At 69.3% G+C, this 20,338-nt stretch carries 17 protein-coding genes; 6 read left to right on the plus strand and 11 right to left on the minus strand.

Annotated elements, in window-relative coordinates:
- Positions 1 to 34 precede the first annotated feature (34 nt).
- Together rpmF and AC3WQR_RS15855 are read right to left on the minus strand one after the other, a co-directional pair.
- Entirely contained in the window at positions 35 to 217 is a 183-nt protein-coding gene (gene rpmF, locus AC3WQR_RS15850) for a 50S ribosomal protein L32 (protein WP_057592299.1), read from the minus strand.
- A 173-nt stretch (positions 218 to 390) separates the two neighbouring features.
- Positions 391 to 948, minus strand: coding sequence for a YceD family protein (locus AC3WQR_RS15855; protein WP_095746469.1), 558 nt, complete (start codon positions 946 to 948; stop codon positions 391 to 393).
- Positions 949 to 1,034: 86 nt separating this feature from the next.
- Between AC3WQR_RS15855 and AC3WQR_RS15860 the strand changes: the two genes are divergently transcribed.
- The 3 genes from AC3WQR_RS15860 to AC3WQR_RS15870 are packed head-to-tail and all read left to right on the plus strand — an operon-like array spanning position 1,035 to position 3,549.
- Positions 1,035 to 1,616 (plus strand): Maf family protein, encoded by a 582-nt coding sequence (locus AC3WQR_RS15860; RefSeq protein WP_492742700.1) that lies wholly within the window; start codon positions 1,035 to 1,037, stop codon positions 1,614 to 1,616.
- Positions 1,613 to 2,380, plus strand: a complete 768-nt coding sequence (locus tag AC3WQR_RS15865; RefSeq protein ID WP_492742701.1) for an SAM-dependent methyltransferase — start codon at positions 1,613 to 1,615, stop codon at positions 2,378 to 2,380. The genes AC3WQR_RS15860 and AC3WQR_RS15865 overlap by 4 nt, the downstream gene beginning before the upstream one ends.
- Before the next feature lie 2 nt (positions 2,381 to 2,382).
- Positions 2,383 to 3,549, plus strand: coding sequence for an MFS transporter (locus AC3WQR_RS15870; RefSeq protein ID WP_492742703.1), 1,167 nt, complete (start codon positions 2,383 to 2,385; stop codon positions 3,547 to 3,549).
- Between the two features lie 12 nt (positions 3,550 to 3,561).
- On the opposite strand, the gene AC3WQR_RS15875 is transcribed toward AC3WQR_RS15870, so the two are convergent.
- From AC3WQR_RS15875 to AC3WQR_RS15890, 4 genes are read right to left on the minus strand one after another with little or no spacing between them, the layout of a single operon-like run.
- Entirely contained in the window at positions 3,562 to 4,602 is a 1,041-nt protein-coding gene (locus AC3WQR_RS15875; protein ID WP_056572114.1) for a S49 family peptidase, read from the minus strand.
- Between the two features lies 1 nt (position 4,603).
- Entirely contained in the window at positions 4,604 to 4,972 is a 369-nt protein-coding gene (locus tag AC3WQR_RS15880; RefSeq protein WP_070062237.1) for a Rieske (2Fe-2S) protein, read from the minus strand.
- A 10-nt stretch (positions 4,973 to 4,982) separates the two neighbouring features.
- The gene (locus AC3WQR_RS15885) at positions 4,983 to 5,666 is read right to left on the minus strand and encodes an HAD family hydrolase (RefSeq protein ID WP_492742705.1); all 684 of its coding nucleotides are present in this window, start codon (positions 5,664 to 5,666) and stop codon (positions 4,983 to 4,985) included.
- Positions 5,659 to 6,759: an RluA family pseudouridine synthase gene (locus AC3WQR_RS15890; protein ID WP_062475576.1), complete on the minus strand. Its 1,101-nt coding sequence runs from the start codon at positions 6,757 to 6,759 to the stop codon at positions 5,659 to 5,661. The genes AC3WQR_RS15885 and AC3WQR_RS15890 overlap by 8 nt, the downstream gene beginning before the upstream one ends.
- 548 nt (positions 6,760 to 7,307) lie before the next feature.
- Here AC3WQR_RS15890 and AC3WQR_RS15895 point away from each other — a divergent pair.
- Positions 7,308 to 10,544, plus strand: coding sequence for an Rne/Rng family ribonuclease (locus tag AC3WQR_RS15895; protein WP_492742706.1), 3,237 nt, complete (start codon positions 7,308 to 7,310; stop codon positions 10,542 to 10,544).
- 60 nt (positions 10,545 to 10,604) lie between these two features.
- Here the strand turns inward: AC3WQR_RS15895 and AC3WQR_RS15900 are convergent, their stop codons facing one another.
- Positions 10,605 to 11,486, minus strand: coding sequence for a LysR family transcriptional regulator (locus AC3WQR_RS15900; protein WP_492697203.1), 882 nt, complete (start codon positions 11,484 to 11,486; stop codon positions 10,605 to 10,607).
- A gap of 111 nt (positions 11,487 to 11,597) precedes the next feature.
- On the opposite strand from AC3WQR_RS15900, the gene AC3WQR_RS15905 reads away from it, so the two are divergent.
- Complete coding sequence (locus tag AC3WQR_RS15905) at positions 11,598 to 13,166, plus strand: MFS transporter (RefSeq protein ID WP_492742708.1); 1,569 nt, start codon at positions 11,598 to 11,600, stop codon at positions 13,164 to 13,166.
- A gap of 22 nt (positions 13,167 to 13,188) precedes the next feature.
- On the opposite strand, the gene AC3WQR_RS15910 is transcribed toward AC3WQR_RS15905, so the two are convergent.
- Genes AC3WQR_RS15910 through hemC form a run of 4 tightly spaced genes read right to left on the minus strand, consistent with a single transcriptional unit; the run spans position 13,189 to position 17,269 of the window.
- Entirely contained in the window at positions 13,189 to 14,475 is a 1,287-nt protein-coding gene (locus tag AC3WQR_RS15910) for a heme biosynthesis protein HemY (protein ID WP_492742710.1), read from the minus strand.
- A gap of 7 nt (positions 14,476 to 14,482) precedes the next feature.
- Positions 14,483 to 15,577, minus strand: a complete 1,095-nt coding sequence (locus AC3WQR_RS15915; RefSeq protein WP_095949583.1) for a uroporphyrinogen-III C-methyltransferase — start codon at positions 15,575 to 15,577, stop codon at positions 14,483 to 14,485.
- Positions 15,574 to 16,344, minus strand: coding sequence for a uroporphyrinogen-III synthase (locus tag AC3WQR_RS15920; RefSeq protein ID WP_369629823.1), 771 nt, complete (start codon positions 16,342 to 16,344; stop codon positions 15,574 to 15,576). Before AC3WQR_RS15920 ends, AC3WQR_RS15915 begins: the two co-directional genes overlap by 4 nt.
- Positions 16,345 to 16,363: 19 nt before the next feature.
- Entirely contained in the window at positions 16,364 to 17,269 is a 906-nt protein-coding gene (gene hemC / locus AC3WQR_RS15925) for a hydroxymethylbilane synthase (RefSeq protein ID WP_369629824.1), read from the minus strand.
- Positions 17,270 to 17,375: 106 nt separating this feature from the next.
- Here hemC and ppc point away from each other — a divergent pair, with 106 nt between their 5' ends.
- Positions 17,376 to 20,222: a phosphoenolpyruvate carboxylase gene (ppc, locus tag AC3WQR_RS15930; RefSeq protein WP_307586635.1), complete on the plus strand. Its 2,847-nt coding sequence runs from the start codon at positions 17,376 to 17,378 to the stop codon at positions 20,220 to 20,222.
- The last annotated feature ends 116 nt before the right edge of the window (positions 20,223 to 20,338 follow it).

Genomic DNA, 20,338 nt, shown 5'->3' on the forward strand with positions numbered 1-20,338 from the left:
AAGTAGCTTCGGGCCTTGGCCTTGGGATTCGAGATCAGGCTTCGGACTTGTTCTTGAGCACCTGACGGCCGCGGTAGAAACCGTTCGGGCTGATGTGGTGGCGCAGGTGCGTTTCGCCGGTGGTGGGCTCGACAGCGATGCCGGGCACGCCCAGGGCGTTGTGGGAACGGTGCATGCCGCGCTTGGAAGGCGACTTCTTGTTTTGCTGGACGGCCATGATGGCTCCTGGACGGTTAGGTGGGTGACTGGATGCGGGCTCAAGCGGTGGCAATGAGGCGAAAGCTCCGGCGGCATGCATGGAATGCCACGTTCTGCCTTTGCCTTGTATGCATTGCTGCTCACGGCGGCGCGCGCGAAGCCCATGATTATAGCCCAGCCAGAGAGAAAGGGCTACTTGCCCTCTTCGGGCTTGCGCGGACGCAACGCACCGAGCACGGCGAAGGGGTTCGGCTTGGCCTCTTCGGCCGCCTGGAAATCGTCGTCGCTGGACGACAGGCGCACCGGCGTCGGGCACACGTCGTGGACCGGCATGACGGGGATTTCCATCAGCAATTCGTCCTCGATCAGCCCGCGCAGGTCGAAGTCGCGGCTGACGACCAGCAAGTCTTCGTCGGATTCCTCGTCTTCCGCCTCGGCCGTGGCCTCGTCGGCCACGAAACGGAACCAGCGGTCCACGAACAGTTCGGTATCGACCGGCGACAGGCAGCGCTGGCAGACCAGCGGCACGGTGGTTTCGACGTCCAGATGCAGCCAGGGCGTTGCCTTGCCGTCGGCGCCGGGGCGCTCTTCGCCGGTCGCTTCCCAGCGGACCACGGCATCGGTGGCCGGCGTCGCCAGTTCGGCGACCAGGCGTGCGAAACCCGGGACCGGATCGGCACCATCCAGCGTGGCAGCCGCCGCGGTGAACGCGGGCACATTGAGCCTTTCGGGGGCAAATTCTCTCTTCATCCGTCCCAGTCTAGCGCGCCGGCCGGCCTCCCAGGCGAGCAACCCGTCGAGCCGGTCGGGTCCGGTCGCTCACGCACAATCGCTGCATGCAACGCACCGTGATCCTCGCCTCGACCTCGCGCTACCGGCGCGAACTGCTCACCCGCCTCCATTTGCCCTTCGAGGTGCACGCCCCCGAAGTCGACGAAACCCCGCTCGAAGGCGAGACGCCCCGCGCGCTGGCCGAGCGCCTGGCGCTGGAAAAGGCCAATGCCGTGGCCGCGCGCTTTCCTGAGGCGGTGGTGATCGGCTCCGACCAGGTCGCCGACCTGGCGGGCGAAGCGCTCGGCAAGCCCGGCGACCACGCACGGGCCACCGCCCAGCTGCGCCGCATGCGCGGCCAGACGCTGATCTTTCAGACCGCCGTGGCCGTCGTCTGCCATGCGACGGGCTTCGTCCAGCGCGACATCGCCCCCGTGCGCGTGGTGTTCCGCGACCTCTCGGACGCCGCCATCGAGCGCTATCTATTAGCGGAACAGCCCTACGACTGCGCCGGCAGCGCCAAGAGCGAGGGCTTCGGCATCGCGCTGCTCGACGCCATCGACAGCGACGATCCGACCGCGCTGGTCGGCCTGCCCCTGATCCGCACCTGCCGGATGCTGCGCGCCGCGGGGGTCGACCTGCTGTGACCGCCAAAGGCAAGCTCTACCTCGTCCCCGCGCCGCTCGATTTCGGCTGCGATCTCCAGGCCCCGCTGCAGGACGCCCTGCCGCTGGGCACGCTGCAGGCCGCCGCCGGCATCACGCACTGGATCTGCGAGAACGCCAAGTCGGCCCGCGCCTACCTGAAGCGCATCGATGCCGTCGTGCCACTGGCCGCGCCGCTGCAGGCCCAGGACATCCAGGAACTGCCGCGCGAAGTGCACAAGAAAGGCGACCACGCCGGCCAGTTCGACGCCCGCCCGCTGCTGGCTGCCGCGCTCGCAGGCCACGACGTCGGCCTGCTGAGCGAAGCCGGCATGCCCGCCGTGGCCGACCCCGGCTCGTCGGTGGCGCGCGCCGCGCACGACCTGGGCATCACCGTCGTGCCGCTCACCGGACCGGTGTCTTTGCTGTTGGCCCTCGCAGCAAGCGGCCTGAACGGACAGAACTTCGCCTTCGTCGGCTACCTGCCGCAGGATGGCGGCGAACGCCAGGCGCGCATCCGCGAGCTCGAGACGCTCGCACTCAAGACCGGCCAGACGCAGCTCTTCATCGAAACGCCGTACCGCAACGCCGCCCTGCTGCAGGCGCTGGTGCAGACGCTGCAGCACAACACCCGGCTCGCCGTCGCGCGCGGCCTGACGCTCGCCACCGCGCAGGTGCGCAGCGAGACGGTGAAGGCCTGGCGCGCCGCCAAGCCGCAGGCCACGACCGACGAGCGCCTGCCCGCCGTGTTCGCCATCGGGCGCTGACGGTGGGGCCGGGCGTCACAGCCGGTACGCGCTGGGCGTCGCGCGCCCAGTTCTTCGCGTCGGGCTTCATCTTCGCGACCTGGGGCGTGCATGTGCCGACGGTCAAGGCGCACTACGCCATCGACGAGGCGCAGCTCGGGCTCGCCATGCTTGCGGCGGGCGCTGGAGCAATGGTTGGGCTGACGAGCGCCGGTCGCTGGATCGGCCGCCACGGCCCGCGCCGCATGGCCGCGCTGTGCGGCTGCGTCTACGCACTGCTGATCGCCGGCCTGATCGCGATGCCCGGCTATGCCGCGCTGCTGGGCCTGCTGGCGGTGTTCGGCCTGGTCACCAGCGTGTTCGATGTGGCGATCAACACCGAGGCCGCGCAGCTCGAACTGCGCGGTGGCCAACCGTTGATGAGCGGCATGCACGGCATGTTCAGCCTCGGCGGCATGGTCGGCGCCGCGAGCGGCAGCGCGGCACTGGCCGCCGGCATGGCGCCGCAGACCCACTTGTGGACGGTGGCCGTGGTGATGATCGGCGTGGTCGCGATCGCAGCCACGCGCATGCTGCCCACGCCGGCCGCACCCGCCGACGGCGCGGCCGCAACGGACCATAGCTTTCGTCTGCCGCGCGGCGTGCTCGCGGTGCTCGGCGTGCTGGCCGCGCTGGGGCTGATCGCCGAGGGCGCCATCTACGACTGGAGCGTGCTCTACATGCAGCAAGAACTGGGCAGCCCGCAGCAGCAGGCCGCGCTGGCCTATGCGAGCTTTTCCGCCGCGATGGCGGCTGCGCGTTTCGGTGGCGACGCGATGCGCGCCCGCTTCTCACCCACGGCCTTGCTGCGCGGCAGCGGTCTGCTCGCGGCGGGGGCGATGACGCTGGTGCTGCTGACCGACCTGCCCTGGCTCGCCTTGCTGGGTTTCGCAGGCGTCGGCGTTGGTTTCGCGAATGTGGTGCCGATCCTGTTCGGCGCCTCGGCCCGCGTGCCGGGCGTGGCGCCTGCCAACGGCATTGCCGCCGTGTCGGCCATCGCGTACCTGGGGTTCATGGCAGGGCCCGCGGTGATCGGCCTGCTGGCGCGGGTCAGCTCGCTGACCGCCGCGCTCTATGTGGTGGTGGCCTTTGCCGCCGCGCTGGCAGCCTCGGCCCGGTTCACCGGCAGCGGCGGCAGCAGCGCCGCCTGACAAAAGCCGCGCTCAGCGCAGCGCCGGCGAGGTCTTCAGCGCACTCACCGAGGCCGCGCCCATGGCGGCGCCGAACTTCTTGGCCAGCTTCTCGGCCACGTTGTCGCGGCGCGTGTAGTCGATGACTTCCTCGGCCTTGATCACCTCGCGTGCCACGAAGTCGACGTTGCCCAGCTGGTCGGCCAGGCCGAACTCGACGGCCTGCTCGCCGCTCCAGAACAGGCCGCTGAACAGACCCGGGGTGTCGAGCTTGAGGCGGTCGCCGCGGCCGGTCTTCACCACGTTGATGAACTGCGTGTGGATCTGGTTGAGCATCGACTGCGCATGCGCGCGTTGCGCGTCGTTCATCGGGCTGAACGGATCGAGGAAGCCCTTGTTTTCACCGGCCGTCAGCAGGCGGCGCTCGACGCCGACCTTTTCCATCACGCCGGTGAAGCCGAAGCCGTCCATCAGCACGCCGATGCTGCCGACGATGCTGGCCTTGTCGACGAAGATCTTGTCGGCGGCCGCGGCGATGTAGTACGCCGCCGAGGCGCAGGTTTCCTCGACCACCGCGTAGACCGGCTTCTTGTGCTTGGCCTTCAGGCGCTTGATCTCGTCGTTGATGATGCCGGCCTGCACCGGGCTGCCGCCGGGCGAGTTGATCAGCAGCACCACGCCCTTGGCGCCCTCGTCCTCGAAGGCCGTCTTCATGGCGGCGATCACGAACTCGGCGCTGGCATCGCCGCCGTTGGCGATCTCGCCCTTGATCTCGACGACGGCCGTGTGGGCCGTGGTCTTGGCGGTGCTGGGCGTGCTGCGCGAGAACGCGAACCAGGCCAGGAACACGAAGAAGGCCAGCCAGCCCAGGCGCACGAAGGTCTTCCAGCGGCGCGTGGCCTTCTGCTCATTCAGGGAGGCGAACGCGAGTTTCTCGAGCGTGGCGCGCTCCCACCCGGGGCGCTGCGTGGGGTCTTGGGCCATGGTGCGGGGGCTGTCTTGGGATGTCGTGAGGGGGACGGCCGGCTCCAGCGGTTCGAAACCCTGGGGTTCCCTGCGGTTCGGATCGGTCATGTCAGAAGGAAAGAGGTTGGAGGTTCCAGTCAGTATGCCAGTGCACCACGCCGTCTTCTTCACTCAGCGCGATCTTCACGAGCCCGCCGCGACACGGTCCGCCCGCGCATTCGCCGGTGTCGGGCTTGTAGACGGCGCCATGGGTGGCGCACAGCAGCCACTGGCCGCTGTCGTCGAAGAAGCGGTCGGGCTGGAAGTCCATCTCCATCGCCACATGGCTGCAGCGGTTGAGGTACGCATGCGGCAGGCCCTCGAAGCGCACCGCGAAGGCGCGGCAGGTTTCGCCGCCGTGGACCACGTCGAAGGGCACGGCGTTGCCACCCTCGACCAGGTCCGAGGCATTGCACAGCGGGATGCGCGAGTCGCTCATGCCTTGGCCCTCAGGCGTTGTCGAGCAGCCAAGCCTGCAGCTCGGCGATCGACTGCGCCACGTACAGCGGCTTGAATTCGTCGAAGGTCGACGACGCATGCGCGCCGAAGCCCACACCCACGCTGGCGCAGCCGGCGTTCTGCGCCAGCTGCAGGTCGTGCGTGGTGTCGCCGATCATCAGCGTGCGCTCGGCCGGCACGTCGAGCTCTTCCATGAGTTCGAGCAGCATGCGCGGATGCGGCTTGCCGAAGGTTTCGTCGGCGGTGCGCGAGGCGTCGAAGCGGTCGCGCAGCGCCACCGTCTTCAGGGCCTCGTTGAGGCCGCGGCGCGACTTGCCCGTGGCCACGGCCAGCTTGTGGCCGCGCGTGCGCAGCGCATCAAGCATGGGCAGCACGCCGTCGAACAGCACGAGGTCGTCCTGGTGCTGCAGGAAGTGGTAGCGGTAGCGGGCGCCGAGCTCGGGGTACTTTTCCTTGGGCACGTCGGGCGCCGCGCGCGCGAGCGCCTCGGCCAGGCCCAGGCCGATCACCCAGGCGGCATCGTCCTCGCTGGGCTTGGCACCGCCGACATCGACCACGGCCGCCTGGATGCAGCGCACGATCAGGCGGGTGGAGTCGTAGAGCGTGCCGTCCCAGTCGAAGGCGATCAGGTCGAAGCGCGGGGAACGTGCAGGGCGGGCGGAAGAATCAGTCATGGGCCGTGGGGGTGGGGTGTTGCGCCATCGCCTCGAGCGCCGCACGCGACATCAGCGCATGCAGCTCGGGCGGCAGTCCGGCCTGCAGCGCAATGCGCTCGCCGCTGGCCGGGTGGTTGAATTGCAGCCGCCACGCATGCAGGAACATGCGCTTGAGGCCGAGTTTGTGCAAGGCGCGCTGCCGATCGGACTCGCCATATTTGTCGTCGCCGGCAATCGGATGCCCGGCCGAGGCCAGGTGCACACGGATCTGGTGGGTGCGCCCGGTCTTGATGGTCACCGCCAGCAATGACAGCGGCGTGGCGTCGCCCGGCAGGCTGAGGCGGGCCAGCACGCGCACCAGCGTGACGGCCCGCATGGCGTCGGGGTGGTCCTTGGCGACCACGCGCACGCGGCGTTCGCCCGCGCCGGCCCCCGAGCCGTCGGGCAGCAGGTACTTGGCGAGCGGCGCGTCGAGCACCTTCTTGTTGGCGGGCCAGTCGCCTTCGACCAGCGCCAGGTAGGTCTTGCCGGTTTCGCGCTCGCGAAACTGGTCCTGCAATGCCACCAGTGCGCTGCGCTTCTTGGCGACCAGCAGGATGCCGGAGGTTTCGCGGTCGAGCCGGTGCACCAGTTCCAGGAACTTGGCGCCCGGGCGCGCCGTGCGCAATTGTTCGATCACGCCAAAGCTCACGCCGCTGCCGCCGTGCACCGCGACACCGGCGGGCTTGTCGATGGCCAGCACGGCCTCGTCTTCTAGCAACACCGGGAATTCGCGCGCCGGCGCCGGCGGCGTGGCGCCCTCTTCGGCGCGCGGCGATATGCGGACCGGCGGAATCCGGACCAGGTCACCGTCTTCGATCCGGGTTTCGGCCTGGGCGCGGCCTTTGTTGATGCGCACCTCGCCCGACCGGATGATCCGGTAGACGTGCGTCTTCGGCACGCCTTTCAGATGGCGAAACAGGAAGTTGTCGAGCCGCTGCCCGGCGGATTCGGCGTCGACGGTCAGGAAGTGGATGGCGGCGTGCGGCGTGCCGGTGTCGGCGCCCGCGGGTCGATCCGCGGGATTTGGAGCCCCCGCGGGGCTTTTCTTCGCACCTATAATGTTTTTCACCAGCGCGGTCGTGTAAGTGCTTGATTAGACAGAAGTTTAGAGCACTGACGACCATGCTGTGAGGTCGATGCCGCTTTGGCGTCCAGCCCGCAAACCCCGCGCAATCGCGCAAAGTGGCAGGCCAGGCACCCAAGTCAAGCCGACACCCACGAAACACCGATACGGAATACCCAGCCTGCAGCTTCCAAGCTGCAGGCGGATCGAAGCGAGTCCCTTGTTGTGTTGATGCTGCTGATTCAAATATGCCTGCGCTGGTCGACCTGGTTTCGACCAGTCGCCTCAGGCATTGAATCGCCCGCAGTGCGCGCCACCCTTGCGCAACCGGCTGTCAAAAAGGCAGCCACCCAACACCGAATCTGGCTCGCGCCCATCCACGCGCCCCCACCCCGGCTGTCTTCTTGAGCTGACGCTCGAGAGGCCTGCTCGCGCCTGGCGCGGCAGTCACAGCATCCGGGGCCAAGCGGCAATTCCCTGGTTTCGCGGGCGTCGTCCGTGCATCGTTGGCTCGTCATGAGCCGGTAGAACGATACATATAAGGACAACGCATCATGAAGCGGATGCTGATCAATGCCACGCAGGCCGAAGAACGCCGCCTGGCCATCGTCGACGGGCAGAAACTGCTCGACTACGAAATCGAAATCGAAGGGCGCGAACAGCGCAAGGGCAACATCTACAAGGCGGTCGTGACCCGCGTCGAGCCGTCGCTCGAAGCCTGTTTCGTCGACTACGGCGAAGACCGCCACGGCTTCCTGCCGTTCAAGGAAATCTCCAAGCAGTACTTCGCCGAAGGCGTGTCGGCCAGCCAGGCCCGCATCCAGGACGTGATCCGTGAAGGCCAGGAACTCACCGTCCAGGTCGAAAAGGAAGAACGCGGCAACAAGGGCGCCGCCCTCACCACCTTCATCTCGCTGGCCGGCCGCTATGTCGTGCTGATGCCCAACAACCCCCGTGGCGGTGGCGTGTCGCGCCGCATCGAGGGCGACGACCGCGCCGAACTCAAGGAGGCGATGGACCAGCTCGAGTACCCGAAGGGCATGAGCATCATCGCGCGCACCGCCGGCATCGGCCGCTCGGCGCCCGAACTCCAGTGGGACCTGAACTACCTGCTCAAGCTGTGGACCGCCATCGACGGCGCGGCCAAGGGCGGCAAGGGCGCCTTCCTGATTTATCAAGAATCGTCGCTCGTCATCCGCGCCATCCGTGATTACTTCAATCACGACATCGGCGACATCCTGATCGACACCGACGACATCTACGACCAGGCGCAGCAATTCATGGCGCACGTCATGCCCGAGCATGCCGCCCGCGTGAAGCGCTACCGCGACGACGCGGCCCTGTTCAGCCGCTTCCAGATCGAGCACCAGATCGAGTCGGCCTACGCCCGCACCGTGCAGCTGCCCTCGGGCGGCGCCATCGTGATCGACCACACCGAAGCACTGGTGTCCGTCGACGTGAATTCGGCCCGCGCCATCAAGGGCGGCGACATCGAAGAAACCGCCACCCGCACCAACCTCGAAGCCGCCGACGAAGTGGCCCGCCAGATGCGCCTGCGCGACCTGGGCGGCCTGATCGTCATCGACTTCATCGACATGGACGAGTCGAAGAACCGCCGCGAAGTCGAAAGCCGCCTGCGCGACGCGCTGCGCCAGGACCGCGCCCGCGTGCAGTTCGGTTCGATCAGCAAGTTCGGCCTGATGGAAATGAGCCGCCAGCGCCTGAAGCCGGCGCTGTCCGAAGGTTCGTCGATCCCCTGCCCCCGTTGCGGCGGCTCGGGCCACATCCGCGACACCGAATCGAGCGCGCTGCAGATCCTGCGCATCATTCAGGAAGAGTCCATGAAGGACAACACGGCCGCCGTGCATGTGCAGGTGCCCGTGGAAGTCGCTTCGTTCCTGCTGAACGAAAAGCGCCCCGAAATCGCCAAGATCGAGCTCAAGCAGCGCGTCACCGTGCTGATGGTGCCCAACAAGACGCTCGAAACGCCGAACTACAAGCTCGAGCGCCTGAAGCACGACGATCCGCGCCTCGATCACATCGAAGCCAGCTACAAGATGGCCGACGAGATCGAAGACCCGACCTCGGTCACGCGCCGTTCGCAAGAACCCACCAACAAGCAGACGCCGGTCATCAAGGGCGTGCTGCCCGACGCACCCGCACCGGTGGTGCCGCCCAAGCCCGAAGCGGTGCGCGCTGCGCCTGCTCCCGCGCCGGTGGCCCCGCCCGTAGTGGTCGCTCCGGCCCCGGCACAGACCGGCTTCATGGCCTGGATCAAGAGCTTCTTCGGCGGCGCCTCGCCGGCGCCCGCACCGGCACCGGCCCCCAGCGCCATTCCGGTCGAAGCACCGAAGCCCCGCCGCGAAGGCGGTCGCCCGGGCCGTGACGGCGAAACGCGCGGTGCGCGCGGCGCCGACGGCGAACAGCGCCGCGGCGGACGCGGCGGCGAAGGCCGTGGCGAAGGCGGCGGCCGCTCGGGTGGACGCGACGGCGACCGCCGTGGCGGACGCGGCGGCGAGCGCCGTGAAGGCGGTGAACGCCGCGGCGAGGCTCGCAACACCGAGCAGCGCAACGACAGCACCAACCCGGCACGCGAGCAACGCGAACCGCGCGAAGCACGCGCCCCGCGCGACGGCGAACAGCGCCGTGGCGGTCGCGGCGAGCGTCGCGAAGGTGGCGAAGGCCGCAACGCGCCGGCCGAAGCCCTGCTCGACGGCAACCTGAACCTCGATGCGCAGCAACAGCAGCCGGCACCCGGCGGCGACGAGAACGGCAATGCCGCAGCGGAACGCGCACCGCGCGCCCGCGGCGAGCGCCGTGAACGTGGCGAGCGTGGTGAACGTGGCGGCGAACGCAACGAGCGCGGTGAGCGCAACGGCGACGCGCAGCAGCAACAGCCGCGCGATGAAGCAGCACCCGCCGGCGACGGCGAGCGCCAGCCCCGCAACGGCCGTGGCGACGAGTCGCGCGGCCCGCGCGGCGAGCGCAACGACGGCCGCCGCGAGCGCCGCAACGACGCACCTGCAGCCAACGAAGGCGACGCACGCGTGGCCGAATCGGCTGCCGCTGGCGATGCCGAGGAAGGCAACAACAACGAAGGCAACGAGCAGCAAGCCCCGCGCCGCGAAGGCGAAGAGCGCCGCGGCCGTTCGCGTGACCGTTACGGCCGTGACCGCCGCGAACGCGGTCCGCGTGACGACGCCGGCAACGGTGGCAACGAAGCCAACGGCGTGGAAGCCGCACCGGTCGCCGAAGGCGCCGTGGCTGCTGCCGAAGGCCAGGCCGAGCGCCAGCCCCAGCAGCAACTGCCGCTGGTGGCGGAAGCCGCTGCCGTGGCTGTGGTGGCCACCGCTGTCGAAGTGCGCGAACCCGCACCGCAGGTGCAGGAGCAGCCGCGCTTCGAGCGCCCCGCTGCGCCCGCACCGGCACCTGTCGCAGCAGCGCCCATCGTGGTCGAAGCCGCGGCCAAGCCCGCAGCGGTAGCAGCGCCCGCCGGCAACGGCCGCGCACTGCCCAAGGTGCAGGCCTTCGAACTGCCGCTGAACGAACTCGCGCAGATCGCCGAAAGCTCGGGCCTGCAGTGGGTCAACTCGGATGCCGAGCGCATCGCGCAGGCGCGCGCCGCGATCGCCGCCGAGCCGAAGCCGGTGCACGTGCCGCGCGAACGCCCGCCGGTGATCGTGCTCGACGAAGGTCCGCTGGTGCTGGTCGAAACCCGCCGCGACCTCGGTTCGATGTCGCTGCCGTTCGAACAGCAACAGCAGCCGCAGGAACAGCAGCGCTCGCTCTGAGCCCTGCCTCCTCGCAAATGAAACGGCGCCTTCGTGGCGCCGTTTTTTTTGCTTCGGAGTTCAGGCCTGCTGCGGCAGCGCCTCGACGCCGGGCAGGTCCGGCATCTCCAGGATCAGTTGCCCGAAGCGGCAGGCACACGGCGTCTTGCCGTTCTCGCTCCAGATCAGCGAGAAGTTCACGCTCGGCAGCGGCGGCAGGCCGTAGCGGCCGTCGACGATCTTCATGCCCGGCTCCACCTCTTCGCGCGTGAGCACCGTCACCGCCAGCCCCGCCAGCACCGCCGCGCGAATGCCCTGTGGGCTGGCCGAGGTGAAGACCACGTGCCAGTCGAGCGACGACGCGAGGTCGAGCGCCGACCCGGCCACCTGCCGGTTGACGCACGGCTTCGGAAAGAAGGCCAGCGGCAGCGATGCGCCCTTCGGCGCCTCGAAGGCCTCGGCCGCGGCCCACACCAGCTGCGTGCGCCGCAGGCAGGTGCCCTCCACCACGTCGGGCGGCGACATCACGACCGCGAGGTCGAGCTCGCCGGCGCGGATGGCTGCGCGCAAGTCGGTGTGCATGCTCACGCAGACCTCCATGCGCACCGCCGGAAACCCGCGCGCGAACTGCGAAAGCAGCGGCGGCAGGCGGTCGCCCATGAAGTTGTCCGGCACGCCGAAGCGCACCACACCCGAGATCGGCGAGGGCTGGAAGCGCCGCGTCATGGCATCGAGCGTGTCCAGAATCTGCGTCGCGTAGCGCAGGAAATCTTCTCCGTCCTCCGTCACCGTGAGGCGGCGCGTCGTGCGGTGCAGCAGCGGCCGGCCCACCTGCTCCTCGAGCTTGCGGATCTGGTGGCTGATGGCCGACTGGGTCAGGTGCAGGCGCTCGGCGGCGCGCGTGAAGCCGCCGGTTTCCTTGACGGCCACGAAGGCGCGCAACAGCGTGGGGTCGAAGTCCATGGCGATCCTGGATAAATGATGTTTTCTAATGAATTCTAGGAAATCAAATCATTTCCATCATGAAGAGGGTTTCACCAGAATCGGCCGCTCTGCCTTTTTGGAAACCGTCCGATGTCCCTCTCCCCTGCCGGCAAGAACCGGATCGCCCTGTCCGCGGTCTGCCTGATTGCCCTGATGTTCGGCCTGGAAATCTCCAGCGTGCCGGTCATTCTTCCCACGCTCGAAAAATCACTGCATGGCGACTTCAGCGACATGCAGTGGATCATGAACGCCTACACCATCGCCTGCACCACGGTGCTGATGGCCGCCGGCACGCTGGCCGACCGCTACGGCCGCAAGCGCGTGCTGATCGTCGGCGTGGTGCTGTTCGGCGCCACCTCGCTGGCCTGCGGCATCGCGGGTAACGCGCCGGTGCTGATCGTCAGCCGCTTCCTGCAGGGCCTGGCCGGTGGCGCGATGTTGATCTGCCAGCTCGCGGTGCTGTCGCACCAGTTCCAGGAAGGCAAGGAACGCAGCAAGGCCTTCGCCATCTGGGGCGTGGTGTTCGGCATGGGGCTAGGCTTCGGGCCGATCGTCGGCGGCGCGATCGTGGCGCTGTCGAGCTGGCACTGGGTGTTCCTGGTCCATGTGCCGCTGGCCGTGGTGGCGCTGGCACTCGTGATGGGCAGCGTGGAAGAGTCCAGCGACCCCGACGCGAAGCGACTCGACCTGCCGGGCATCGTCACGCTGTCGCTCGCGGTGTTCGGCCTCACGTACTTCATCACGCAGGGGCCGGGCCTGGGCTTCGCGAGCCCCATGGCCGTGGGCATCCTCGTCGCGACGCTGGCCTGCTTCGCGGTCTTCGTGTGGGTGGAAAAGATCAACCCGCACCCGATGTTCGACTTCTCGGTGTTCCGCATCCGCAATTTCTCGGGCTCGATCGTCGGCTCCATCGGCATGAACTTCAGCTTCTGGCCGTTCATGATCTACCTGCCGATCTACTTCCAGAGCGGCCTGGGCTACGACGCCGTCACGGCCGGCTCGGCGCTGCTGGCCTACACGCTGCCCACGCTGGTGCTGCCGCCGCTGGCCGAGCGGCTGTCGATGCGCTACCGGCCCGGCGTGGTCATTCCGGCGGGGCTGTTCGTGATCGGGCTCGGTTTCATCGCGATGCGCTGGGGCAGCGGCATGGCGCATGCGAGCTGGCTCACGCTGCTGCCCGGCTGCCTGCTGGCCGGCATCGGGCTGGGGCTGACGAACACGCCCGTGACCAACACCACCACCGGTTCGGTGTCGAGCGCGCGCGCGGGCATGGCCTCGGGCATGGACATGAGCGCGCGGCTGATCACGCTGGCCATCAACATTGCGCTGATGGGGTTCCTGCTGCTCGAAGGGATTCACTCGCATCTGAAGAGCGCCCTGTCGGCATCGCTCGATGCAGAGCAGCTGCGCGCGCTGGCCGAGAAAGTCGCGGCGGGCAGCTTCGCCTCACTGCCCGAGCAGTTCCCAGCGCTGGCGCAGGCCGACCCGTCGGGCGCCGCCGTGCATGCGGCGCTGGTGCACAGCTTCGGCTGGGTGATGCTCTACGGCGGGATCGGGGTGTGGGTGCTGGCCGGCCTCAGCCTGCTGATCTTCGGCAATGGCAAGTCGTCGGTGCGAACGACGGGCCTGGCGACCGCCAAGGAATCCGCGTGCTCTTGAAGCCGGCGGACCGAGGCAACGCTCAGGGCGTGCTGTCGACCTGCGCCGCGCGCTTCCACGCGTCGGCCGCCTGCGCGTGGTCTTCGCGCGCCTCGGCCAGCTGGGCCAGCGCGAGCCAGGCGCGCCGGTAGAGGTCGGGGTCCTGCAGGCCGAGCCCGGCCTGCGTGAGCAGCTGCTGGGCCTTGCCCCACAGCTGACGCTTCATGCAGGCCATGCCGGCGAGGTACTGCAGGTTCGGGTCGCGCGGGTTGTTGCGCTGCGCGCTTTCGATGCGTGCGAGCCAGTCGGCATCCACCGAGTCGAGCCCCGCTTCGAGTGCGCGCGTGAGCTTCACGCGCAGCCCGTCGCCGAGGCCGCGCGGGTTCGCCACCATCCGCTCCCAAGCCGGCAGCAGCCAGCCGCGTGCCAGCGCCAGGTCGCCACGCAGCGCGACCATGCGCTGGGCCGCGTGGATCGCCACTTCGGGCATCTGCCGTTCGGCGGAATCGAGTTCAGACCACGCACGCAGCAGCTGCGCCGGATCGTGCGCGCCGGTCAGCAGCTCGGTCGCGAGGCCGCGCACGATGCTTTGCGCCGCCGCGTCGGAGAAGGCCCGGTGCTTGGCCAGCAGGCGCGCGGTGTCGAGCGCCTCGACCGTGCGACGGTCCTGCCGCGCGGCCTTGAGCCTCAGCCGCAGCGCCAGCGTGCGGCGCTGTGCGCCTTGTGGCAGTTCTTCGAGCCGTGCGAGTGCGGCCGTGGGGTCGCGGTCGTCGAGCGCCCAGCGGGCGGCGCGCAGCTGCACGCCCTCGCGGGTTTCCGGGCTCGCGAGCACGGTGCGGTCGGCGCTTTCGTTGAGGGCCTGTTGCAGGTGCGCATCGCGCGCCGCCTTGTCCTGCAGGGCCTGCGCGCTTTCGGCGGCCAGCAGGTGCGACAGCACCCGCACCTGCTGCGCCTGCGGCAGGTCGGCGCCGAGCGCGGCCAGTGTCTTTTCTTGCGTGAGCGCAGCCTGCGCGGCCTTGCGTGCGCGCGAGAAGCGGCCGGCAATCAGCTGCACCATCGCATCGAGCAAGGCGGAGTGCAGCATGCGTTCCTTCTGCTGCAGCCGCCAGTGGCGCGCCTGCGTGGGCAGCGAGAACAGCGCCGCGAGCGCGCGCAACGCGACGTGCAGCAGCACGAAGGTCAGCAGCAGGATCACGAGCACGAGGTTCAGCGAGAGATCGACCCGCCACGGCGGCCAGAACACGGTGATCGTGCCCTGGTTGTTGCCGGCGAAGAGCGCCACCGCCGCGGCGACGGCGAACAGCGCGAGGAGCCAGATTGCAGCGCGCATGAGCGGATCAGCGCCCTGCGGCCGCGGTGGTCAGCGCGGCCAGCGTGTCGTCGATGCGCACCGGCTCCGTGCTGCGCACGAGCTGCTGCAGTTGCTGCAGCTGCGTGGCCGCGGCCTGCGTGCGGCGCGAGGCCGGATCGAAATAGCGGTTGAGCGACGCGGTCACCTGGCCCAGTTCGCCACGCGCGGCATCCATCTGGCGCGACAACAGCGACAGCCGCGCGTTGAGCAGCTTGAGCTTGAGATTCTCGCGCAGGAAGTACGACTGCTCAGGCGCCAGCAGCACGGCCTCGGGGCTCTCGATGCGGCCCACGCGCACCAGCGAACGGGCCTCGCCGCGGATGGTCAGCAGCACACGCTGCCACCAGGGCGCATCGGCGGGAATGGGTTCGGGACGCCAGGCGTTGACGCCGTTGCCGCGAACGGCCACCGCATTGAGCGTGGGCAGGTCGTCCACGCTGCGCACCAGTTCGTCGAGCTTCTGCAGGGCTTCGGCGCTGTCGGTGCTGGCACTGCTGCGCAGGCGGTCGGCATCGCGCTGCATGGCGCGCTGCACGGGCGCGAGCCGCGGTTGCGCGGCGCGTGCGATGCGCAGGTCGCCGGCCTTGAGCGCGGCGAGCAGCGGCTCGAGGCTGCCAGTGACCTGCGCCTGCTGCAGCGCGAGGCGCACAGCGGATTCGATGTCGATCACCAGGTTCTCGTCGCGCGAACGCGAGAGGCTTTGAATGAGTTCTTCGAGCTGCGAGCGCTGCAGCGCGACTTCGGCCACGCGGGTCTCGATGAGCGCCACGCGGGCGGCGGCATCGCGCACCGTGTCGCTGGCCTGGCGGGCCAGCGTGCGCGCTTCCATCGACTGGGCGGTGGCCTCGGCGCTCTGGCGCGCAAGCTGTTCCTTCATGCCGCCGACCTTCTGCCACAACGCGATGGTCGACAGCAGCGCGATCAGCGCCACGAGGGCCACGAGGCCCATGCCGATGCGTGCCAGCAGGGTGGCCGCGGCCGCCTGGGCGGCGGGCGTCTGGTGCGGCGCCACCGTGGCGGGCACCTGCACCGGGGCGGCGGAAGGGGGAGAAAGGTCGTCGGACGGGGACGCGGCGCTCATGCGAAGGATTCTATCGACGCGATCAGCGCTTCCCGCAGGGGTGTGCAGACACGCAACGCCCCGAAACCCGCGGCCTGCGCGGCTTCGCCGATGCGTGCATGGGTGGCGATGGCGCACGCGGCCTGCCACGAGGTGCCCGGCATGGCGCGCTGCAGGTTGCCGATGGCTTCCGAGCTGCTGAAGAGCCAGACGCCGTGTCCGCCTGCGGCTTCGGTCGCGATGCGGCGCTGCGCCTCGTCGAGCGCGGGCGCCAGGCGCCGGTAGGCGACGACGGTGTCGCGCACGCCGCCGGCGGCGTCGATCTCGCGGGCCAGCCATTGGCGCCCGGCCGGCTGGCCGGCTTCGTCGCCACCGCGCACGATGAGCACGCGCACGCCCGGCGACACCTGCCCGTGGGCCAGCGCCCACAGCGCCTCGGAGTCGAAGCGCGTGGCGCCGGGTGGTGGGGCGTCGATGGCGGCGGGCGGCACGCCGGCGCGCAGCAGCGCGCGCTCGGTGCCGGGGCCGGTGGCCCAGAAGCGGCAACCGGCGAGGGTCGAGGTGCCCCGGTGCTGGAAGAAGTGATCGACGGCGGTGGCGCTCACGAACATCAGCGCCGCGTAGTCCGCGAGCCGCGCCCAGGCGGCGCGCAGCGGTTCCACCTCGAGCGCAGGCGCAATGGCGATCAGCGGCAGCGCCACGGCCTCGAGACCGGCCGACTGGAAATCGCGAACCCACGCCGCCGCTTCGTGCGCCGGCCGCGTGACGATGACAGGCCCCGCGCGCATCGCTCGGCGCCCACCGTGATCAGTGGGCACCGGCGTCGCGCAGCAACCAGGCGGCGTGCTGGCCGAGGGCATCGGCCCCCGCGAAGTCGCCGGCCTCGGCCTGCGCGTGCACGCGCACCAGCGGCGCATCGCCTTCCGGGTCGCCCCAGGCGGCATCGATGCGCAGCGTGCCGTCGGGCTGGCGGCGCGCATGGGCCGCGAGCGGCATGGAACAGCTGCCGCCCATCGCGCGGCTCACGGCGCGCTCGGCGGTGGTGCTGAGCCAGTCGCCCTTGTGGGCCAGCGGCGCCAGCAGGTCGATGAGATCCTGGCGGTCGGCACGCACCTCGATGCCGAGGGCGCCCTGCCCTGCGGCGGGCAGCATGGTGTCGGGGTCGAAGGCGACGCGGATGCGGTCTTCGAGACCCAGCCGCTTGAGCCCGGCCGCCGCCAGCACGATGGCGTCGTAGTGGCCTTCGTCGAGCTTGCGCAGGCGGGTGTCGAGGTTGCCGCGCAGCGGTTCGATGCGCAGGTCGGGCCGCTGCGCGCGCAGCAGCACCACGCGGCGCAGGCTCGAGGTGCCGACCACCGCGCCCTGCGGCAGTGCGTCGAGCGAGGCGTAGCGCGGCGACACCAGCGCGTCGCGCGGGTCTTCGCGCTCCAGCACGCAGGCCAGCGTGAAGCCCTCGGGCAGCTCCATCGGCACATCCTTGAGCGAATGCACGGCGATGTCGGCGCGCCCGTCTTCGAGCGCGGCTTCGAGTTCCTTGACGAAGAGGCCCTTGCCGCCGACCTTGCTCAGCGTGCGGTCCAGGATCTGGTCACCGCGGGTCGTCATGCCCAGCAGGCTGACGCTGTGGCCTCGTTCTTGCAAAAGCGTTTGCACGTGTTCGGCCTGCCACAGGGCCAGCCGGCTTTCGCGCGTGGCGATCACGATGTTGCTCAAGATCGCTCCCAAAAAAGTACATGGTTTCTGACCTCTGGAATGCTAGCATGTTGCGCCGCAGCAACGGAGGCGGCGCGTCCATTCAAGTCCCCAGGAACAACATCGAATGAAAGCCAGCAAGACTCCTGCATCTCCCGCCAAGCGCCGCCAGACCGAAGACCAGCCATTGATCGACGACATCCGGCTGTTGGGCCGAATCCTCGGCGACGTGATCCGGGAGCAGGAGGGCGACGAAACCTACGCGCTGGTCGAGAAGATCCGCACCCTGTCGGTGTCGTTCCGACGCGACGCCGACCATGCCGCCGACCGCGCGCTGAAGAACCTGCTCAAGGGCCTGAGCGCCGCCGAAACGGTGCGCGTGATCCGCGCCTTCACCTACTTCAGCCACCTGGCCAACCTGGCCGAAGACCGCCACCAGATCCGCCGCCGCACCGAGGCCGAGCGCGAAGGCGTGCAGGCCGACGGCGACCTGCAGACCGCCCTGGCCCGCATCCGCAAGGCCGGCATCAAGCCCGACGAGATCGTCGCCTCGCTGGCCCACAGCTACGTGTCGCCCGTGCTCACGGCGCACCCGACCGAAGTGCAGCGCAAGAGCATCCTCGACGCCGAGCGCGCCATCGCCCTGCTGCTGACCACGCGCGACGAGATCAAGCTGCGCCAGAACGCCTACGCGGGCGGAAAAGACGCGCTCTCGCCCATCGAGCTGGCCGACAACGAAACCCAGGTGCGCATCCGCGTCACGCAGATCTGGCAGACGCGCATCCTGCGCTTCTCCAAGCTCACGGTGGCCGACGAGATCGAGAACGCGCTGAGCTACTACGAAGCCACCTTCCTGCGCGAGATCCCGCGCGTGTACGCCGACCTCGAGAAGGCGCTGGTGCAAGGCGGGCAGACGCCCTCGGTCGCGCCCTTCCTGCGCATGGGCCAGTGGATCGGCGGCGACCGCGACGGCAACCCCAACGTCACGGCCGAAACGCTCGAGTACGCGCTGAGCCGCCAGTCGGAACTCGCGCTGCGCCACTACCTCACCGAGGTGCACTACCTGGGCGGCGAGCTGTCGCTGTCGGCCACGCTGGTCGATGTGTCGGTCGAGATGCAGGCACTGGCCGAGCGTTCGCCCGACACCAATGAGCACCGCAAGGACGAGCCCTACCGCCGCGCCCTCACCGGCGTGTACGCGCGCCTGGCGGCCACGCTGCGCGAGCTCAGCGGCGGCGAGGCCGCGCGCCATGCGGTCGCGCCGCAGAACCCGTATGCGAACGCCGAGGAATTCCTGGCCGAGCTGCGCACCATCGAGGAATCGCTGGTCGAGAAGCACGGCACCGTGCTCGCTGCGCCGCGCCTGCGCCCGCTGATCCGCGCGGTGGAAGTGTTCGGCTTCCACCTGGCCACGGTCGACCTGCGCCAGAGCTCCGACAAGCACGAGGCCGTGATCGCCGAGCTGCTGGCCACCGCGCGCATCGAGCCCTCGTATGCGTCGCTGGCCGAAGAGGCCAAGCAGACGCTGCTGCTCAAGCTGCTCGACGACGCGCGTCCGCTGCGCGTGCCCGATGCCGACTACTCGCCGCTCGCCCGAAGCGAGCTGGCCATCTTCGCGGCCGCACGCACCGCGCGTGCGCGCTACGGCGCGGCGGCCATCCGCCACTACATCATCAGCCACACCGAAACGGTGAGCGACCTGCTCGAAGCGCTGCTGCTGCAAAAGGAAGTGGGCCTGCTGCGCGGTGCGATGGACAGCAACGCGACCTGCGACCTCATCGTGGTGCCGCTGTTCGAGACCATCGAAGACCTGCGCAACGCCGCGCCCATCGTGCGCGCCTTCTACGCGCTGCCGAACATCCAGGCGCTCATCGAACGCTCGGGCGCCGAGCAGGACGTCATGCTCGGCTACTCCGACAGCAACAAGGACGGCGGCATCTTCACCAGCAACTGGGAGCTGTACCGCGCGGGCATCGCGCTGGTGTCGCTGTTCGACGAGCTGAACAAGAAGAAAAAGAACCCGATCCGCCTGCGCATGTTCCATGGCCGCGGCGGCACGGTGGGACGCGGCGGCGGCCCGAGCTACCAGGCCATCCTGGCGCAGCCGCCGGGCACGGTGCGCGGCCAGATCCGCCTCACCGAGCAGGGCGAAGTGATCGGTTCGAAGTACGCCAACCGCGAGATCGGCCGGCGCAACCTGGAGACGCTGGTGGCCGCCACGCTCGAGGCCACGCTGCTGCCGCAGGGCAAGTCGGCACCGGCGAACTTCCTGTCGGCCGCGGGCGAACTCTCGACCGCGAGCATGGCCGCGTACCGCAAGCTGGTGTACGAGACCCCGGGCTTCGGCGACTACTTCTTCGGCTCCACGCCGATCCGCGAGATCGCCGAACTCAACATCGGCTCTCGCCCCGCCTCGCGCAACCCGAGCCACAAGATCGACGACCTGCGCGCCGTGCCGTGGAGCTTCAGCTGGGGCCAGTGCCGCCTCACGCTGCCGGGCTGGTTCGGCTTCGGTTCGGGCGTGGAGCAGTTCCTGGCCGCCGCCGGCACCGCCGCGGGCAAGAAGGAACGCCAGGCGCTGCTGCAGCGCATGTACGTGCAGTGGCCGTTCTTTCGCACGCTGCTGTCGAACATGGACATGGTGCTGGCCAAGAGCGACCTCGCGCTGGCCTCGCGCTATGCCGAGCTGGTCACCGATCGCAAGCTGCGCCAGAAGGTGTTCTCGATGATCGAGGCCGAATGGCAACGCACCTCGGACGCGCTCACGCTCATCACGGGCGCCAAGCAGCGGCTCGAGGGCAATGCCGAGATGCAGCGCTCGGTGCGCCACCGCTTCCCCTACATCGACCCGCTGCACCACCTGCAGGTCGAGCTGATGCGGCGCTACCGCGCGGGCGACGGCGGCGAGCGGCTGCAGCGCGGCATCCACATCTCGATCAACGGGGTGGCGGCGGGGCTGCGCAACACGGGCTGACCTGCACACAGCCTCCATGGACAAAGGGCGCCTTGTGCGCCCTTTCCTACGTGCGCTGTCGGCAATGAGGTACCTGTAAGGTCATTTAAAAGGGTACGGTCGGGACACGTTCACAG

It is taken from the genome of Variovorax sp. FW305-3-2-15-B-LB1 (genome assembly GCF_058787635.1).

What these genes read in the sequence shown, in the direction of transcription:
- rpmF (WP_057592299.1), bottom strand. Translation starts at nt 217, where the DNA reads ATGGCCGTCCAGCAAAACAAGAAGTCGCCTTCCAAGCGCGGCATGCAC.
- AC3WQR_RS15855 (WP_095746469.1), bottom strand. Translation starts at nt 948, where the DNA reads ATGAAGAGAGAATTTGCCCCCGAAAGGCTCAATGTGCCCGCGTTCACC.
- AC3WQR_RS15860 (WP_492742700.1), top strand. Translation starts at nt 1,035, where the DNA reads ATGCAACGCACCGTGATCCTCGCCTCGACCTCGCGCTACCGGCGCGAA.
- AC3WQR_RS15875 (WP_056572114.1), bottom strand. Translation starts at nt 4,602, where the DNA reads ATGACCGATCCGAACCGCAGGGAACCCCAGGGTTTCGAACCGCTGGAG.
- AC3WQR_RS15880 (WP_070062237.1), bottom strand. Translation starts at nt 4,972, where the DNA reads ATGAGCGACTCGCGCATCCCGCTGTGCAATGCCTCGGACCTGGTCGAG.
- AC3WQR_RS15885 (WP_492742705.1), bottom strand. Translation starts at nt 5,666, where the DNA reads ATGACTGATTCTTCCGCCCGCCCTGCACGTTCCCCGCGCTTCGACCTG.
- AC3WQR_RS15895 (WP_492742706.1), top strand. Translation starts at nt 7,308, where the DNA reads ATGAAGCGGATGCTGATCAATGCCACGCAGGCCGAAGAACGCCGCCTG.
- AC3WQR_RS15900 (WP_492697203.1), bottom strand. Translation starts at nt 11,486, where the DNA reads ATGGACTTCGACCCCACGCTGTTGCGCGCCTTCGTGGCCGTCAAGGAA.
- AC3WQR_RS15905 (WP_492742708.1), top strand. Translation starts at nt 11,598, where the DNA reads ATGTCCCTCTCCCCTGCCGGCAAGAACCGGATCGCCCTGTCCGCGGTC.
- AC3WQR_RS15910 (WP_492742710.1), bottom strand. Translation starts at nt 14,475, where the DNA reads ATGCGCGCTGCAATCTGGCTCCTCGCGCTGTTCGCCGTCGCCGCGGCG.
- AC3WQR_RS15915 (WP_095949583.1), bottom strand. Translation starts at nt 15,577, where the DNA reads ATGAGCGCCGCGTCCCCGTCCGACGACCTTTCTCCCCCTTCCGCCGCC.
- AC3WQR_RS15920 (WP_369629823.1), bottom strand. Translation starts at nt 16,344, where the DNA reads ATGCGCGCGGGGCCTGTCATCGTCACGCGGCCGGCGCACGAAGCGGCG.
- ppc (WP_307586635.1), top strand. Translation starts at nt 17,376, where the DNA reads ATGAAAGCCAGCAAGACTCCTGCATCTCCCGCCAAGCGCCGCCAGACC.